The sequence below is a fragment of the Microbulbifer agarilyticus genome (genome assembly GCF_001999945.1).
GTDB classification, from domain to species: domain Bacteria; phylum Pseudomonadota; class Gammaproteobacteria; order Pseudomonadales; family Cellvibrionaceae; genus Microbulbifer; species Microbulbifer agarilyticus_A.
Window position 1 is genome coordinate 610,282 of record NZ_CP019650.1, and the last position, 16,178, is coordinate 626,459.

General features: G+C 55.5%; 12 protein-coding genes. 5 read left to right on the top strand and 7 right to left on the bottom strand.

Annotation, left to right across the window (positions count from 1 at the left end):
- Positions 1-106: 106 nt before the first annotated feature.
- A complete protein-coding gene (gene argA / locus Mag101_RS02490; protein ID WP_077400330.1) occupies positions 107-1,420 on the bottom strand; it encodes an amino-acid N-acetyltransferase in 1,314 nt (437 codons plus the stop codon).
- Positions 1,421-1,571: 151 nt separating this feature from the next.
- Here argA and Mag101_RS17750 point away from each other — a divergent pair, with 151 nt between their 5' ends.
- Positions 1,572-2,048, top strand: a complete 477-nt coding sequence (locus Mag101_RS17750; RefSeq protein ID WP_157520124.1) for a hypothetical protein — start codon at positions 1,572-1,574, stop codon at positions 2,046-2,048.
- An 81-nt stretch (positions 2,049-2,129) separates the two neighbouring features.
- On the opposite strand, the gene Mag101_RS02500 is transcribed toward Mag101_RS17750, so the two are convergent.
- The 3 genes from Mag101_RS02500 to Mag101_RS02510 form a co-directional block, all read right to left on the bottom strand.
- Complete coding sequence (locus Mag101_RS02500) at positions 2,130-2,927, bottom strand: PhzF family phenazine biosynthesis protein (protein WP_077400336.1); 798 nt, start codon at positions 2,925-2,927, stop codon at positions 2,130-2,132.
- A gap of 117 nt (positions 2,928-3,044) precedes the next feature.
- Positions 3,045-4,319 carry an inorganic phosphate transporter gene (locus tag Mag101_RS02505; protein WP_077400339.1) on the bottom strand — a complete coding sequence of 425 codons (1,275 nt, stop codon included), beginning with the start codon at positions 4,317-4,319 and terminating at the stop codon, positions 3,045-3,047.
- A 14-nt stretch (positions 4,320-4,333) separates the two neighbouring features.
- Positions 4,334-5,011 (bottom strand): TIGR00153 family protein, encoded by a 678-nt coding sequence (locus Mag101_RS02510; protein WP_077400342.1) that lies wholly within the window; start codon positions 5,009-5,011, stop codon positions 4,334-4,336.
- Between the two features lie 201 nt (positions 5,012-5,212).
- On the opposite strand from Mag101_RS02510, the gene Mag101_RS02515 reads away from it, so the two are divergent.
- From Mag101_RS02515 to Mag101_RS02525, 3 genes are all read left to right on the top strand, one after another.
- Positions 5,213-6,997 (top strand): GspE/PulE family protein, encoded by a 1,785-nt coding sequence (locus Mag101_RS02515; RefSeq protein ID WP_077400345.1) that lies wholly within the window; start codon positions 5,213-5,215, stop codon positions 6,995-6,997.
- A 101-nt stretch (positions 6,998-7,098) separates the two neighbouring features.
- Positions 7,099-9,987 carry a bifunctional [glutamate--ammonia ligase]-adenylyl-L-tyrosine phosphorylase/[glutamate--ammonia-ligase] adenylyltransferase gene (gene glnE, locus Mag101_RS02520; RefSeq protein WP_077400348.1) on the top strand — a complete coding sequence of 963 codons (2,889 nt, stop codon included), beginning with the start codon at positions 7,099-7,101 and terminating at the stop codon, positions 9,985-9,987.
- A 185-nt stretch (positions 9,988-10,172) separates the two neighbouring features.
- Positions 10,173-11,129, top strand: a complete 957-nt coding sequence (locus Mag101_RS02525; protein ID WP_077400351.1) for a branched-chain amino acid transaminase — start codon at positions 10,173-10,175, stop codon at positions 11,127-11,129.
- A gap of 102 nt (positions 11,130-11,231) precedes the next feature.
- Here the strand turns inward: Mag101_RS02525 and Mag101_RS02530 are convergent, their stop codons facing one another.
- Positions 11,232-12,500 carry an O-antigen ligase family protein gene (locus tag Mag101_RS02530; RefSeq protein ID WP_157520127.1) on the bottom strand — a complete coding sequence of 423 codons (1,269 nt, stop codon included), beginning with the start codon at positions 12,498-12,500 and terminating at the stop codon, positions 11,232-11,234.
- A gap of 292 nt (positions 12,501-12,792) precedes the next feature.
- Between Mag101_RS02530 and Mag101_RS02535 the strand changes: the two genes are divergently transcribed.
- On the top strand, positions 12,793-13,647 hold the full coding sequence (locus Mag101_RS02535; protein WP_232325187.1) for a glycosyltransferase family 2 protein: 855 nt from the start codon (positions 12,793-12,795) through the stop codon (positions 13,645-13,647).
- Positions 13,648-13,663: 16 nt separating this feature from the next.
- On the opposite strand, the gene Mag101_RS02540 is transcribed toward Mag101_RS02535, so the two are convergent.
- Positions 13,664-15,013: a UDP-glucose dehydrogenase family protein gene (locus tag Mag101_RS02540; protein ID WP_077400360.1), complete on the bottom strand. Its 1,350-nt coding sequence runs from the start codon at positions 15,011-15,013 to the stop codon at positions 13,664-13,666.
- A 103-nt stretch (positions 15,014-15,116) separates the two neighbouring features.
- Positions 15,117-15,938, bottom strand: a complete 822-nt coding sequence (locus Mag101_RS02545) for a glycosyltransferase family protein (RefSeq protein WP_232325106.1) — start codon at positions 15,936-15,938, stop codon at positions 15,117-15,119.
- Positions 15,939-16,178: the final 240 nt, after the last annotated feature.

Consider the following 16,178-nt stretch of genomic DNA (forward strand, 5'->3'; position numbering starts at 1 on the left):
CCGGCAGCGCCACAGATTAGCAAAATGGGAGGCGTTGTGCGCGGTTCGTAAATCTATGCCAATCGGGCGAAAGAGTCATCCGTTCTTTCCGTGTCGACAGGCAAATTTATTGCGCGTCGAGCCGTTTGCATAAAACGCGTGAATTTCGCTGTATGTTGTAGAGCGATTTACGACTGGTAGGCAATTGGGAAACGTCCACCTGGGTAAACCCGCGCTCAATAAACCAGTGCTCGGTTTGCGTGGTGAGCACGTAGATTTCCGACAGGTCCAGTGCGCGGGCCTGGCGTTCGAGATGCTGCATTAATTTGGCGCCGCGGCCGCCGCCACGGAATTCCGGATGAATGGCCACGCAAGCAACTTCCGCGGCGATGGTGTCGCCCTCATCGTCAAGGATGGGGTAGAGCGCCGCACAGGCCACCGGGGTACCGTCTACCTCCACGAGGGTGAAATGGTCGATCTCCGCTTCCAGCTTTTCCCGTGAGCGCCGCACCAGTACCCCCTGTTTTTCCAGTGGGCGGATCAGTCCAAGAATACCGCCGACGTCGTGAATGCGCGCACGCCGAATCACTTCGTAACGGTCCCGGTAAATCATGGTGCCGGTACCCTCACGGCTGAACAATTCCTCCAGCAGGGCACCATTGTCGGCATAACTCAGCAGATGGACCCGCTGCGTGCCGGCGCTGCATGCGGCAATCGCGCAGGTCAGGGTTTCGCTGCTGGCTTTTTCTGCGACATACTCGGCCTGATGAATACTGAGGTCGTGTACCGGATCACCCTCAATTTCCAACTGTGGCAGGTCGCGGAACAGGATCAGCTTCTCAGCCTGCAGGGCCTTGGCGGCCTCGGTGGCAAGATCCAGATAGTTCAGGTTAAACAGTTCACCGGTAAGCGATGTACCAAAGGGGGATAGCAGTACCAGGGAGTTGTCTTGCAACGCACGCGCGATGGCCTGTTCGTCGATGCGGCGTACCTGCCCGGTCCAGCGCATATCGGTGCCGTCAATTACCCCTACCGGACGCGCGGTGACAAAGTTTCCGGAAATGACTTTTAGCGCGGCACCCGCCATGGGTGAATCGGGCAGGCCCTGAGAAAAAGCAGCCTCGATTTCGAGCCGCAGTTTGCCGACGACGGCTTTGATAACCTCCAGGGTTTCACGGTCAGTAATACGTGTATTACCAAGAAAATGGCTCTTGATCCCCGCTTGTTGCAGCGCACTATTTACCTGAATGCGTGCACCGTGCACCAGTACCAGCTTTACCCCGAGACTGATCAGCAGCGTCAGGTCGTGCACCAGGTTGCGAAAGTTCTCATCGGCAAACCCTTCGCCGGGAATCGCGACCACCAGGGTTCGTCCGCGCAAATCATTGATATAGGGCGCGGCATTTCTGAACCAGTTGAGAGTGGTGGTTTCGGTGTTCACGTTTTGAGTAATTCGGCAGTTACATGGGTGTTTGACACAATATACCGTATTTCCTGCGGTATTCCCGCGATGACATAGACTCAATTAAGGATGTTTACCCTCTGAAAGCAGCAGGTTGAACAACATCGGGTTATGCACAGGGTAAAAAATCGTGATTCAGGGTGTGGATAACACAGGGCTTGTGGCACTGGCGAAGCTTTGCGCGCGGTTGTCTAGGGTGCATGAATTCAGCTTCAACGCGAGCAGTGGTCTCGGTTCGAAGACGGATTGGCGCAACCATGGACGTGGAGAGGTGGAGGTCTCCAGTTATGGCGCGCATAGCCTGTTTACCGAGCAGATGAAGCGTGCGGATAAGGATGTCGAGGGATGGGACGTTGCTCTGCAACATCGCTATCGTTGGACCCGATGCGTTAACTTTGTACGCTTGGAGCATTTGCGGGATGGCTGGCCCTGTTTGTTGTTTGATTTCACTCCGGCTACCGCGCACGGTTTTCGTCATCAAAATGAACATCGGTATGGTGAGGATATCTATACCGCAGATCTCATTTTGCACGCGGACGAGATTGAGCTGATCTGGCAAATTCATGGGCCGCAAAACAATGCGCGTTTGCACTATCACTATTGGTGAGGTTCCTTCCACCGATTCCGGTCGGCACTAATTGTTCGTCAGTCAGGTGGGCCCAAATGAGCATATGGACCCACCCGACGGTTAGATGGTGATTTGACCGCGCAGATAAGTGACAGCGCCTCCACGCATAATTACTCGATCACCGATTAGCTCGCATTCCAGTTCCCCGCCGCGTGAGGAAATCTGCCTTGCTCTCAAAAGGGTTTTATCCAGCTTTTGCGCCCAGAACGGCACCAGCCGCGTATGTGCGGAACCGGTAACGGGATCTTCATCGATACCGATTGCGGGCGCGAAAAAGCGGCTGACGAAGTCACAAGCATAACTGTCGCCGGGAGCGGTACAGATCAGGCCCTTATACGGTAGCCGGGCAACTGCACGCATATCCGGAGATAGTGCGGCGACCTGTTCAGCTGCGGCAAATTCCAGCAGTAGCTGGTCATCGGAACCGGTAACCTCGAAGGCGCCTATTGGGCTAACGCCGAGTGCCTGGGTGTACTCATCGTCCTGTGAAATGGGGTGGTTTATCTGGGCGGGAAAATCGAGTGCCAGGCGCTCTCCATCCCGGCGTACGATCAATTCGCCGCTTTGGGTGAAGAAATGAATCTCATCATCGGTGAAACCGAGCTCTGTCCACAGCAGGTGGGCGGTGACCAGAGTGGCGTGACCGCACAGGGGCACTTCCTCTCCCGGTGTGAACCAGCGCAGCTCAAAGCCATTGCCGGCCGCGACGGTGAAGGCAGTTTCGGCGAGATTATTTTCTGCGGCGATCTGCTGCATAAGCTGGTCATCGAGCCAGCGGGTGAGCGGGATGTACGCGGCAGGATTGCCTTGGAAGAGTTTCGAGGTAAAGGCGTCGGCCTGATAGATGGGCAGTTGCATTGGAGGGTCCTTCTCACATTGCCAGCATAAAAAAGGGGGAGCCAATTGGCTCCCCCTTTTTTATCAGACGTTACCGGTAAATTCTATTACCAGTCGGCTTTTACAAACTGCTAGCTATCAGCCGAATACGCCTTTGAAGAAGAAGAAGAACAGGATCGCCAGGCCGGCGCCCGCCGGCAGGGTGATTACCCAGGAGGCGGCGATAGTGGTGATCATACGCAGATTCAGTGCGCCGATGCCGCGCGCCAGGCCAACCCCGAGTACCGCACCCACGAGGGTGTGGGTGGTGGAAATGGGCAGGCCGGTACCGGAAGCCAGTACCACGGTGGCAGCTGCACCCAGCTCGGCGGCGAAGCCACGGCTCGGGGTCAGCTCGGTAATCTTGCGGCCAATAGTCGCCATAACCTTGAAGCCATAAGTGGCGAGGCCGACTACGATACCGGCGCCACCCAGCAACAGGATCCACGGTGGCATGACCGCCTTCGCAGTGACCGCGCCTTGCTGAACCGTGTTTACTACCGCAGCCAGCGGACCAACGGCATTAGCCACGTCGTTGGAGCCGTGGGCAAATGCCATGGCACAGGCGGTGAAGATCATCAGGATGGCGAAAACACGCTCAACACTGGCAAAGCGATTTTCTTTCTCGGCTTCCGGGTCGCGCTTCACGCGTTTCAGCATGACCACGCCAATAGCCATCACGACCAGTCCCATGACGGCGGCGATCAGGGCGTCCTGCCAGAAGGCGAGGCTGATGTTGGCATCTTTAAATACATGCTTGAGACCCTTGGTGAGGGTCACCATGGAAATCATCCAGCCCACGGCAAACATGTAGATGGGGATGTAGCGCTTGGCGTTGTTGAACGGGTCTTCGGTATTGAGAATCAGGCGCTGCACACTGCGGAACAGCATGAACGAAATAGTGCCCGCTAGTACCGGGGATACTACCCAGCTGGCGACGATGCTGCCCACCTTGCCCCAGGCCACCGCATCCACAGAGATACCCACTGCGGAGAAGCCGACAATGGCGCCGACAATGGAGTGGGTGGTGGACACCGGCCATCCCAGAATACTCGCGATCAGCAGCCAGGTACCGGCGGCCAGCAGTGCAGAGAGCATGCCGTATACCAGCAGTTCCGGGGTGTCGTTAAACAAGTCCGGGTCGATGATGCCTTTGCGAATCGTCGAGGTCACTTCGCCGCCGGCCAAGTAGGCGCCGGCGAACTCGAAGATCATGGCGATAATGATCGCCTGTTTGATGGTCAGCGCGCGGGAGCCTACGGAGGTGCCCATGGCATTGGCCACGTCATTGGCGCCCACACCCCAGGCCATGAAGAATCCGAATACACAGGCCATTATCAGAAAGATATGGCCGTATTGAGCGATAATTTCCACGTTTTCTCTCCCCGTTATCGCGCCAGCAGTAGCTGCAATCGGTTGCCCACACCGTGGGCTTCATCTGCCAGCTCACCAATTTCTTCGATTACCCGATACAGGAAAATCACATCCACCGGTGGCAGGTCTTTTTCGATGTCGAAAAGTGCGGCACGCACTTCTACTTCTAATTTGTCGGACTTGCGCTCCAGCTCATCCAGTTCTTCGATCATGCGCTGGGCAATGTCGACTTCGCGGCCGGAAAAGCCGGATTCCAGCAGTTCGTCCAGCTCGTTGATGGCGGTCAGTGCCTGCGCGGACGCGGCTACGGCGCTTTCTACGAAGGTACACATCAACGCCTTCAGCGGTGCGGGAATCCGCATTTGGCGGCCTACCGCGAGGCCGGCAATGTCCTGAGCGGTGTTGGCTACCTTGTCCTGCACATGCAGTAGTTCCAGCAGGTCGGTACGGGATACCGGCATAAACAGGCTGTCTGGCAGGTGTAGGCGCAGGTCTCTCTTGATGTCATCGGCGCGGCTCTCGCTGGCGGAGATACGCTCTTGGACGGTTTTGGCGGTCGCCAAGTCCTCGTTCACGAGGGCTTTAAAGAAGGGCACCAGATCCGCTGACGCCTCATGGGCGGTCGCCATATGCTCTTTGATCGGTTTGATCGGCGAGCGGCCGAACAGGTTGCCGATGTTGGACAGGGGCATGGTTTGTTCCTTTTTCCGGTCCTGACAGGTAGTTAAACAGCCCAGAAGGGGCCAAATCGGGCGGCATGGTACCCCAACCTGTGCGCAGGGCACAGTGACGTGGCGGTTTCCGTATCAATTCGACCAACCGGCGCACTGTTGCAGCTCGCCAATAGAGCTACAATGCGCCTTCTAACAATAAGCGTAGACGGGTAACAAGGTATGGCTGCAAGCGCTGGGGTAAGAGGTGCAGACCGGATTCTCGACCTGCCTGGGTTGCTGGAGGACCTGGTGGGTGAGGGGTATGTGGCGCGTATGGATGCCAACCGGCTAATCGGCACGCCGCGCACCGCCGAGCAGGCGCAGATGCACCCGCTGACTTATATTGCCAGTTGCGAGCTGGAAAATCAGAAGAAGCCCGGGCGCGCCCTGGATGCGCAGGTGCTGACCCAGTGGCTCGCGGATACCTCCTCTCATGGTCTCTATCATATTGACCCGCTCAAGGTGAATGTGGCGGCGGTGACCGAGGTCATGAGCTTCCAGTTTGCCAAGCGCCACCAGATTCTGTGTGTGGAGGCGAGCCCGGAGATGCTGCTGGTGGCCACCGCGCAGCCTTACACTTCCGGCTGGGAAGAGCAGCTGGAGCACACCAGCGGCCGCACCGTGCAGCGGGTGGTGGCCGATCCCGCGGATATCTTGCGCTACGGCACCGAGTTTTACTCTCTGGCCAATTCGATTTCTGGTGCCAGTGGGCTCAAGGGCAGCTCCGCGGCGGGCAACTTCGAGCAGTTGCTGGAGCTGGGCAACCTCAAGGACCCGGAGGCCAACGACCAGCACATCGTCAATATTGTGGACTGGCTGTTACAGCACGCCTTCGACCAGCGCGCCAGTGATATCCATATAGAGCCGCGCCGCGGTATTGGTCGCATCCGCTTTCGTATCGACGGTGTTCTGCAACCCATTCATGAGTTACCAGACCAGGTTAACGCGGCGGTGACCAGCCGCCTCAAAATCCTCGGGCGCATGAACGTGGCCGAAAAGCGCAAACCTCAGGATGGCCGCATCAAGACCAAGCGTCCGGATGGCAGCGAGGTGGAGTTGCGTCTGTCGACCTTGCCCACTGCATTCGGCGAAAAGCTGGTCATGCGGATTTTCGATCCTGAAGTACTGGCGCGCTCCTATCATGACCTGGGCCTTACCGGTGACGACCTGACACGCTGGCAAAAAATGCTCGGGCGTCCCAACGGCATCGTGCTGGTGACCGGCCCCACGGGTTCCGGTAAGACCACGACACTGTACACGGCGCTCAAGCAGTTAGCCTCCAGCGAGGTGAATGTCTCAACCATCGAAGATCCTATCGAAATGGTGGAAGACAGCTTCAACCAGACCCAGGTGCACCACAGCATCGGCCTAGATTTTGCGGCGGGTATTCGCACCCTGATGCGTCAGGATCCGGACATTATTATGGTGGGGGAGATTCGCGACCTGGAAACTGCGCAGATGGCAGTGCAGGCGGCGTTGACTGGCCACTTGGTGATTTCCACCCTGCACACCAACGACGCGCCCACTGCGGTGACCCGCCTGCTAGACCTGGGTTTGCCGCATTACCTGCTGAAGTCCACCGTGCTCGGGGTAATGGCCCAGCGTCTGGTGCGTACCCTGTGCCCCAGCTGTAAGCGTAAAGCGGAGGTCAGTGACGAAGACTGGCAGGCGCTGGTGAAGCCCTGGAAAGCGCCCAAGCCCGAAGTGGTGTATCAACCGGAAGGGTGTCTGGACTGCCGCAACACCGGTTACCGCGGGCGTCAGGGTATCTACGAAATTCTTCCGTTCAGTGAGGCGATCCAGGGGCTGGTTACCGCAGATTGCGATCTGCAGCAGGTGCGTCGCCAGGGAATGCGCGAAGGCATGAGTAGTCTGCGTCTCTCCGGGGCAAAAAAAGTGGCTGCCGGCATTACCACGGTGCAGGAAGTGTTGCGGGTGGCGCCGCCACCGGATATCGCATTCTAAATACCCGCCTCCTAATCCGGCTGGGCGCTCTTACCTCGTCACTCTTGCCCGGCCGCACACTTATACTTGAGTCAGCTTCATTCACGCAAAAGGACCCTGCTGTGTATCACTTCCCTGAATCTATTTGCCCAGCACCACTGCAAGCCCGGCTTCAGTCACAGTGGCAAAGCTGGTGTGAGCAGGCAGGGAAGGACGAGGCCGCTGCGCTGGAGGCGCAATTGCAGGCGGATGCATCGCAGCCCTTGTTAGTCGCCAGAGCACTGCTTGGGTCTGATTTTCTTTTGCAGCAGTGTGCGCGAACCCCCGGGTTACTCAGTGAGCTGCTCGCCAATGATGACTTGGGGCTGGCGATGCCGGACCTCTCTACCCTAGAGAGCGATGAGGATCTGGAACGCGTCCTGCGTTTTTTGCGCAATCGGGTGATCACCGAGGCCATCTGGCGGGACTTTGCCGGCCAATGGGATATCCCAAAGGTGTGTGCCCGTTTGACCGAACTGGCCGAGATTTGCATTCAGGCAGCGCTAGACTGGCACTGGCAGAAAATGGTCGAGCGCCACGGAGAGCCCCGCAATCGCGAGGGGCAGGTTCAGCCAATGATTGTGCTGGGTATGGGCAAGCTGGGTGCGCGTGAGCTGAACCTTTCGTCGGATATCGATCTAATTTTTGCCTATCCGGAGCCGGGGCAAAGTGGCGGTGATTCATCAGAGATTAAACCCCTGGAGAACCAGGCGTTTTTCCAGCGCCTCGGCCAGCGCCTGATTAAATCCCTGGATACGGTAACCGCCGACGGTTTTGTGTTTCGTGTGGATATGCGCCTGCGGCCCTACGGCGACAGCGGCCCACTGGTAAGTCATTTCGCTGCGCTGGAAGACTACTACCAAACCCAGGGGCGCGAGTGGGAACGCTACGCCATGATCAAGGCGCGGCCAGTGGCTTTTTCCAGCCTGCCGGGCGGGGCACAGGCCGCGGAGGAGTTAATGGAGCTACTGCGCCCATTTACCTACCGGCGCTATATCGACTTCAGTGTGATCGAAGCACTGCGGGAAATGAAAACCCTGATCCAGCGACAGGTACGCGCGCGCGGCCTCACCGATAATGTGAAGTTAGGGCGCGGCGGCATCCGCGAAGTGGAATTTATTGCTCAGGCCTTCCAGCTTATTCGCGGCGGCCGTGAGCCAGACCTGCGCGTGCGCAATATCCTGAAGGTCTTGCCACTGCTGGAGCAGGACGGACACTTACCCCTGGGCGCGGCCGATCAATTGCGCGATGCCTACCTTTTGCTGCGCCGGGTAGAACACGGTCTACAGGCGGAAAAAGACCAGCAGACCCAGACGATACCCGCGGAGAGTGAGCGGCGCGAGCAGCTGGCCTTTGCCCTGGGGTACGCAGGGTGGGAGTCCCTCGAGGAAGAACTGCTGCTGGCGCAGACAGTGATCGAGCGCGAGTTCGACCAGGTCATTGCACCGCCGGAAGAAAGCGACGAGATCTCCGAAAGCGATCGCTGGGAATTGCTGTGGAGTGGCTGTGAGCGCGACAGTGATCGCGACACTTGGCTCGCGCAATTACAGGGTGCGGGTTTCGTACCGGCGAAGAACGCGCTGGAGGCCGTCAGTGCGTTGCATGGTGATCGAATTGTCTCGGCCTTGCCTGTTGCCGGACGTCAGCGCCTGGATCAGACCATGCCGCTGCTGCTCACTGCGGCCGCGGAAGTTGGCGAGCCTCTGCTGGCACTGGAGCGGGTGTTACCGCTGTTGCGCTCGATTCTACGCCGCAGTGCCTATCTGGTGCTGATCAACGAAAACCCCCCGGTGTTGCAGCAGCTGTTGCGACTATGCAGTGCCTCGCCGTGGATTGCTGATCAGTTGGCGCGGCATCCGGTGTTGCTGGATGAAATGCTCGACCAGCGGCGCCTGTTACAGCCTTCCACGGCGCAGGATATCGCCGATGAGCTGCGCCAGCATATGCTGCGGGTAGATACCGACGACCTCGAGGCGCAAATGGAAGCGCTGCGTCATTTCAAGCAGGGGCAGAGTCTGCGCATTGCGGCGCAGGAAGTTACCGGTGCCCTGCCGTTGATGAAGGTGAGCGATTCCCTTACCTGGTTGGCGGAAGCGATCTTGCAGCAGTCACTTTCATTGGCTTGGCAGCAGGTAACAGAAAAACACGGAATGCCAAACGGTGCCAGCACCGACGATATGCGTTTTTCGATTGTTGCTTACGGCAAGCTCGGCGGTCTGGAGCTGGGATATGGGTCGGATCTGGATATTGTGTTTGTGCACGATGTCGATGGAGCCGGTTACACCGATGGCGAGCGGACACTTGACGCGCAGAGCTTTTACACGCGCCTTGCCCAGCGCCTGATCCATATCTTGCAGACTCGCACACTGAGCGGTGCGCTTTACGAGGTAGACACACGCCTGCGACCCTCCGGTAATTCGGGCCTGCTGGTGACTTCGCTGGCTGCATTTGAAAAGTATCAACGAGAGAGCGCGTGGACCTGGGAGCATCAGGCTCTGGTGCGCACCAGACCTGTGGCGGGCAGTGGGCGCCTCGGACAAGCTTTCGAAGCTCTGCGCACGCAGTTGCTATGTGAAGCGCGAGATGAACAGAAATTGCGTAAAGAGGTGGTGGCTATGCGCAATAAGATGCGTGCACACCTCGATAAGAGCAATGATCGGCAATTCGATCTCAAGCACGGCACCGGCGGTATTGTGGATATCGAATTTATGGTTCAATATGCCGCATTGGCCTGGGCACAGCGCGCCCCATCAATCGTGCGGTATACCGATAATATTCGCATCCTTGAGAGCCTCACCGAGGCAGGCCTGATGCCGGCCCATCAAGCCGCGCATTTGATCGACGCCTACAAAGCCTACCGATCTGAAGGTCATCGCCTGGCATTACAACAGCTGCCGGGGGTTGTATCCGGTGACCAATTCGAAGCGGAAAGAAAGACCGTTACAACAACTTGGCAGCAGATGCTGGGCTAAGCGAGTAAAGTCTCGCCAGCTACCCAGTAGTTGTTCGCTGCCCGATTAAACTGTTTTTCATCAGGCTCTGTGCTGTAGGAGCCTGCCTGCAGGCGAATTGGCTCGACCCGGCTCAGACCGTTCCGCTCCCCCTCCAGCAGGCCGCTCCTACAGAGTGCGTATTTAGAATTTTGTAGGAGATTCCCATGTCTTTTGCCGATAGAGACGGCGTTATCTGGTTTGACGGTGAACTGGTTCCCTGGCGCGATGCCCGGGTCCACGTACTCACCCACACATTGCATTACGGAATGGGCGTATTTGAGGGCGTGCGCGCCTATCAAACCGCCGACGGTGGCACCAGTATTTTCCGCCTGCAGGAACACACCCGCCGTTTGTTCCGCTCCGCCAAGATCATGAATATGAGCATGCCTTACGACGCGGAACAGCTGAATGAAGCACAGCGTCTGGTGGTGCGTGAAAATGGCCTGGAAGAGGCCTACCTGCGTCCGATGGTGTTTTACGGATCGGAAGGTATGGGGCTGCGTGCCGATGCTTTGAAGACCCACGTGATCGTGGCGGCGTGGGAGTGGCCGAGCTATATGACGCCGGAGGCGCGTGAACTGGGGATCAAGGTGAACACCTCTTCCTACACACGTCACCACGTGAATATTGCCATGTGTAAGGCCAAGGCCAATGGTAACTACATCAACTCCATGTTGGCGTTGCAGGAAGCCCTGCGTAACGGCTGTGAAGAGGCCCTGCTGCTGGACCCAGAGGGCTACGTAGCGGAAGGCAGTGGCGAAAACTTCTTCCTGGTTAGCGATGGTGTGATTTACACGCCGGAACTCACTTCCTGTCTCGACGGCATTACCCGCGCTTCTGTTATCCAGTTGGCCAATGAGTGCGGCTATAAGGTGGTGGAAAAGCGCATTACCCGCGACGAGGTTTATATTGCGGATGAGGCCTTCTTTACCGGTACCGCAGCAGAAGTGCTGCCGATCCGCATGCTGGATGGGCGCACCATCGGCGCGGGTCGCCGTGGTCCGATTACCAAGCGCCTGCAGCAGTTGTACTTCGATGTGGTGCAGGGCCGCAGTCAGGCTCATATGGGCTGGCTGAGCGATGTGCATGAAGGTTGTGAGGAAGTAGCGGCTTCTGCTTGATTCTTCCATTCCTCATATAAAAAAGGGCGGGCATCGTGAGATGCCCGCCCTTTTTTATATATTTATTTTTTGGTGATGTTTGCCCAGTTTGGCATATGGTAATTATTCTTTGATTTTGCGCTGTTCTCTGGATTTTGTGCTTCGTAGTTGGCTAAGAACCAATTGCACCGCGAGGGGGATCCAGTAGAAAAACCAAATGTAATTAGGCTTGGTTAGAGGTTGTTGAGCATAGACGAGCATGGCCAAAACGCCAAAGCTCAGCCATAAGAAAAATGTCACCCTCAACCAATTGATCTGTGGGCGCTGCTTCAATAGGCTAGCGCAGACAGCTACCAGCTGCCATAAGAACGCCACAAGGCCTAGTAGGCCACAAAAGCGCACGATATCTATCAGGTAGTTGTGTGGGTGTGGTAAGGTGGTGTGGACGTCTAGAAAGACTTTGTGTGACAGGCCTGCCCCGATCATTGGCGCCTGGGTAAAGCCTTCCAGCGCCTTGCTCCAGAGTTCAATGCGTACGGAGTAGGCGAGGCTCCTTTGCAAAAGAGGGAGCTCCCCGAATAGCAGTTGGTAGCTTAACGGAACTGCTGATATGACAAGTAAGGCACAAGTAACCTTCACGGCCTTGTTTCCAAGTGTGCAGGCTGCTAGCAGCAAAGCTGTAGTGGCCATCACAATGGGGATCTTTGTTTGAGAAAATAGAATGTAAGTACAGCTTGCAGCTAGTGCTGCTAATGAGATCCAGCGCCAAAAGCGCGACTTAATGGTTAGTCCATAACAGCAGAATAAGGCATGAAAGCCATGCAGCATTCCGGTCTTGTCGATATCCCCTTCGAGAGAAATCCCGCGAATTCGCCGAAAGTGAACAAATCCGCCGTCCGCCCCATAGGCTAATAAAGAGGCTGTGGCAGAAATTAGCCCTGCAGGGATCAGCCACAATAGCCAGCCTTCAAGAGCCGCCTCTCCACGTCGTTCCAGTACGAAGTAAAGACAGCAGTAAAAGATGGCTAAGTAGGTAACAAGTTTGAGGTAATACTGTGGTTCACGGTAGACATCTGCTTGGGCTTTATCCGCCCACAGGGCCGATAAGGCGAGTATTAGGGGTGGCAACAAAAAGGTTGCAAACTGCCAGGATTTGAGGAAGTAAAAATCACGGCGCCAGCACAGTAATAAAAGTCCGGCTGGCAGGATAGTCAAGTAAAAAATGGTTTGGATTCGCGCGATTTTGGGTGCGAAGAAGTAGGCGCAGAGCATAACGATAAGAGCTGCACCGGCAAAGTTAATCAGTCCGTTTAGCCAGCGAGAACCTTGGTGCCGGAACAGCATTCTATTGGTGGGGCACGGCATTGAATAAATACTATTGGTTCCGGACATCTGGTCACCGAATTTTTAGGCGTGGTAGTAAGGGGCTCTATAGCTTAGCGAGCCATTCATTGGTGGAAATTATACTGTTGCGGGAGAGGCCTACAATATGGCCTTTGTAGGCTTTCTTTATTTTTCTTGACGTATATCTCAATGGGGGCAAGAGTGGTCGATGGACTTACTGTATGGTGGCGGGTACGCTCTCGGCGGAAGCTGTTGACCCTATGAATGGGAGAGATAATTGATCAACCCGATACTGGAAATCGCTATTTGTACCTATCGACGCTTGCAGCCGCTCGAGAGTGTGCTAGCTAGTTTGTCGCAAATGGTGGCTCCTGAGTCCATGGATATTCAGGTTTCAGTTATTGATAACGATCCGGAGGGTGGTGCCAGAGCTATTGTTGATAATGTGTCTGCGGGGTTTCCGTTTAGGCTGCAGTATTGTCTTGAGCCGCGCCGAGGAATTGCCTGCGCGCGTAATCGGGCTATCGATGAGGCGCATCGGCAAGGGGCAAGCTATCTGGTGTTTATTGATGACGATGAGAAGGTGGATAGAATGTGGTTGTTCCATCTTGTTCGGTGTGCGCTTGTATTCAATGGGAATTGTGTAATTAGCGGCAGGGTGCGCGCCCTGGTGCCAGAAGGTACTTCGCCAGTCATGGCTGAGTTTTTCGAGCGGAAATGCTATCGCACAGGGGAGCGTCGCCAGTATTGTGCAACGAACAATGTGCTGATCCCGATCGCAGTCACCCGTGACCTAAATTTGCGCTTTGATGAATCTCGCCCATTTGCTGGTGGAGAAGATACCTTGTTCTTTACAGAAGTGGTGAAAAAAGGTGTTGAGGTCGTGTTTTGCGCTGAGGCAGTCGTTTATGAGGTGATTCCTAGGGAGCGCATTAGTGTAGCCTGGCAGTCTCGCCGAAAGTTTTCTGTTGGCACGACTCAGGCGCTGCAAAAAATGTCATGCGGCCGCAGGCGGCCGCGCATATTATTGTCTGGCTTTTTGCAGTTGGTTGCATCCGTAGTGAAGATGCCCCTGTTTCGCCTGTCTGGACGAGCAGATGATGCTTACCGTAGCTGGCTGAAAGCTTGCCGTTCCGCTGGCATTGTGGTCGGCGTTTTCGGTGTGCGATCGGACTTCTATCGACCCGCGAGCTAAGTCTTAGACGCTTCGTTTATTGCCCGGGGTTACGATTTGCTTGGGGTCTGCCTACGCAGTAATACTCGAATCCAGCCGCGGCCATATCCGTCGGGGCATACAGGTTGCGGCCATCGAACACTACAGGCTCTCGCAGGCTATTTTTGACGGTATTGCTGTCCAGTGATTTGAACTGTTGCCATTCGGTAGCGATTAGTAGTGCGTCAGCGCCGGATAGGGCGCTGTCGCGTGTGCCGCAAAGTTGCATGTCGTCTCGGTTGCCGTATATACGTTCACATTCATGCATTGCTTCCGGGTCAAAAACGCGCACGTTGGCGCCCATCGCCCATAAATTCTCCATCAGTACACGGGCTGGCGCCTCGCGCATATCGTCGGTGTTGGGCTTGAATGAAAGGCCCCAAAGGGCGAAGGTCTTATCAGACAGGTCCTTGCCGTATCGCTCTACAACTTTTTCAAGTAGATAGTGCTTCTGGGTGTGGTTGCGCTCTTCCACCGCGTTCAGAATCTTGGGCTCAATGCCTAGTTTTGTAGCTGTAGTTTTCAGCGCTTGCACATCTTTGGGGAAGCAGGAGCCGCCGTAACCTATGCCTGGGTAAATAAAGTGGTAGCCGATACGTGGGTCGGAACCGATACCCTGGCGCACGGATTCAATATCGGCCCCCACGCGATCGGCGATGACTGCCATTTCATTCATAAAGCTGATCTTGGTGGCGAGCATGCAGTTGGCCGCGTATTTAGCTAATTCGGCACTGCGAACATCCATCACGATGACTTTGTCGTGATTGCGATTGAACGGAGCGTACAGCTGGCGCATTTTCCGCTCGGATGCCTGTTCACTAGTGCCGATGATGATTCGGTCCGGCTTCATGCAGTCGGCCACAGCTGAGCCTTCCTTGAGAAACTCTGGATTGGAAATGACATCGAATTCCAAGTTTAGTGCATCGCGCTCCTGCAAGGTATGAATCACTTCTTCACGTACCTTGTCTGCTGTGCCAACAGGAACGGTGGATTTGTTAATAATGTATTTCTTGCCGCTCATATGCTTGGCAATAGTGCGGGCTACGGTCAAGACATACTGCAGGTCTGCAGAGCCGTCTTCATCTGGTGGAGTGCCAACCGCAATAAAGATCAGATCACCATGGGCCACACCCTCGGCAGCATTGGTAGAAAAGCTCAGGTTGCCGGATTCGTTGTTTCGCTTTACTAGTGGTTCCAGGCCGGGTTCGAAAATGGGGATATGGCCCTGCTTTAATCGCTCGATCTTGTTTTCGTCGATATCGATACAGGTGACACGGTGGCCGGCTTCTGCAAGGACCGCAGCTTGTACCAGTCCGACGTAGCCCGTACCAAATACAGTAACGTTCATTCTTTTGTCTCCACTTTTAACTAGGCTTGGCTGTGCAGAAAATGTTGCGCAAATGCATTCACTTAAATTAAGCGCGCGAGCGCGTTTTTACTGCTTCGCAGGTTTATTTGATCCACACGTAATTGTGGCTGAACTTTGTGCCAGTCGACGCTTCTACAATGTACTGGGCGTATAGTGTGTTATTTATTTCCCTATGGAAAAACTCTCTACACTTGTGCGCCCAATAGCATCGTTTTGCGTCGTCATGGTGATATTCTTGAGTTAGGCGTATTAGGGACTCTTCATCGTCAAAATACACTAATGTTTCTTTGGGGATGTATTCATCAAATGCGGCAGCACTGTGCGTGAATATTAGTAAACCGTTCCCGGCCATCTGAGCAATTCGTGCGGATGAGTACCACTGATAGCCTTCTTGTCGGTTTAGGTTCAGCCCCATTTTACTGGTGGCTAATTTGCGATCGTAATCTCTCCCCCAGAGGGTGGGTTGTCCGAACATACCTGGGGTGTGGAAGCGGAAATTGCTGGGAAGCTTTCCCTGCAGTTCGGTCACCAAGTGGCCGCGACTGGTGTGGTTGTCTGATTTGCTGCAAAATAGCAGATCCGTGTGTAGCTCTTGGTTGTCACTTGCGAGAGCGCTGGCATCGGCTGTTTCGATACAGGGGTCAACAGGGTTTGGCATGTGCCAAAGCTTTGCTCTATTGCCGGTGAATCGTGCTAGCTCTTTTGGGCCGGTCGAGACGAACATGGCATCGGCGACTAAGCAGCGTTCCGCGATGTTGGCAGCGTTTCGAGGTACAAACAAAGGGTCGTTATTGCATCCCGCCAATATAGTGTACGGGTGCCGGCGGCGGATCTCCAAAAATGTATCGTTGTCGATTAGGTCGCAGTGCCCGAAAATTATTAGCTCTGGCTGAAACGCGGCCACCGTCTGGAGTAGGCGCCTATTTGTCCTTTTTCTTCCGAGATCGCGGATGCCCAGAGGGGCCTCGAATTTAGCGACGTCACGGTCACTAAAAGCCAGTACATTATGCCCCGCACGTATCAGTCCCGAGTATAGCTTTAAAGCCCAGCTGACTCGAAGGTGGCCGTACTTCCGGTATTGATGGTGATCTATGTGAAGTATGCGCATATAGAAAGCGTGGCTAGGTAGGTAAGCTAGTTTTAG

Bases quoted from the DNA above. Each gene is read 5' to 3' on its own strand.
- Mag101_RS02500 (WP_077400336.1), bottom strand. From the start codon at position 2,927: ATGCAACTGCCCATCTATCAGGCCGACGCCTTTACCTCGAAACTCTTC.
- Mag101_RS02510 (WP_077400342.1), bottom strand. From the start codon at position 5,011: ATGCCCCTGTCCAACATCGGCAACCTGTTCGGCCGCTCGCCGATCAAA.
- Mag101_RS02515 (WP_077400345.1), top strand. From the start codon at position 5,213: ATGGCTGCAAGCGCTGGGGTAAGAGGTGCAGACCGGATTCTCGACCTG.
- Mag101_RS02525 (WP_077400351.1), top strand. From the start codon at position 10,173: ATGTCTTTTGCCGATAGAGACGGCGTTATCTGGTTTGACGGTGAACTG.
- Mag101_RS02530 (WP_157520127.1), bottom strand. From the start codon at position 12,500: ATGTCCGGAACCAATAGTATTTATTCAATGCCGTGCCCCACCAATAGA.
- Mag101_RS02540 (WP_077400360.1), bottom strand. From the start codon at position 15,013: ATGAACGTTACTGTATTTGGTACGGGCTACGTCGGACTGGTACAAGCT.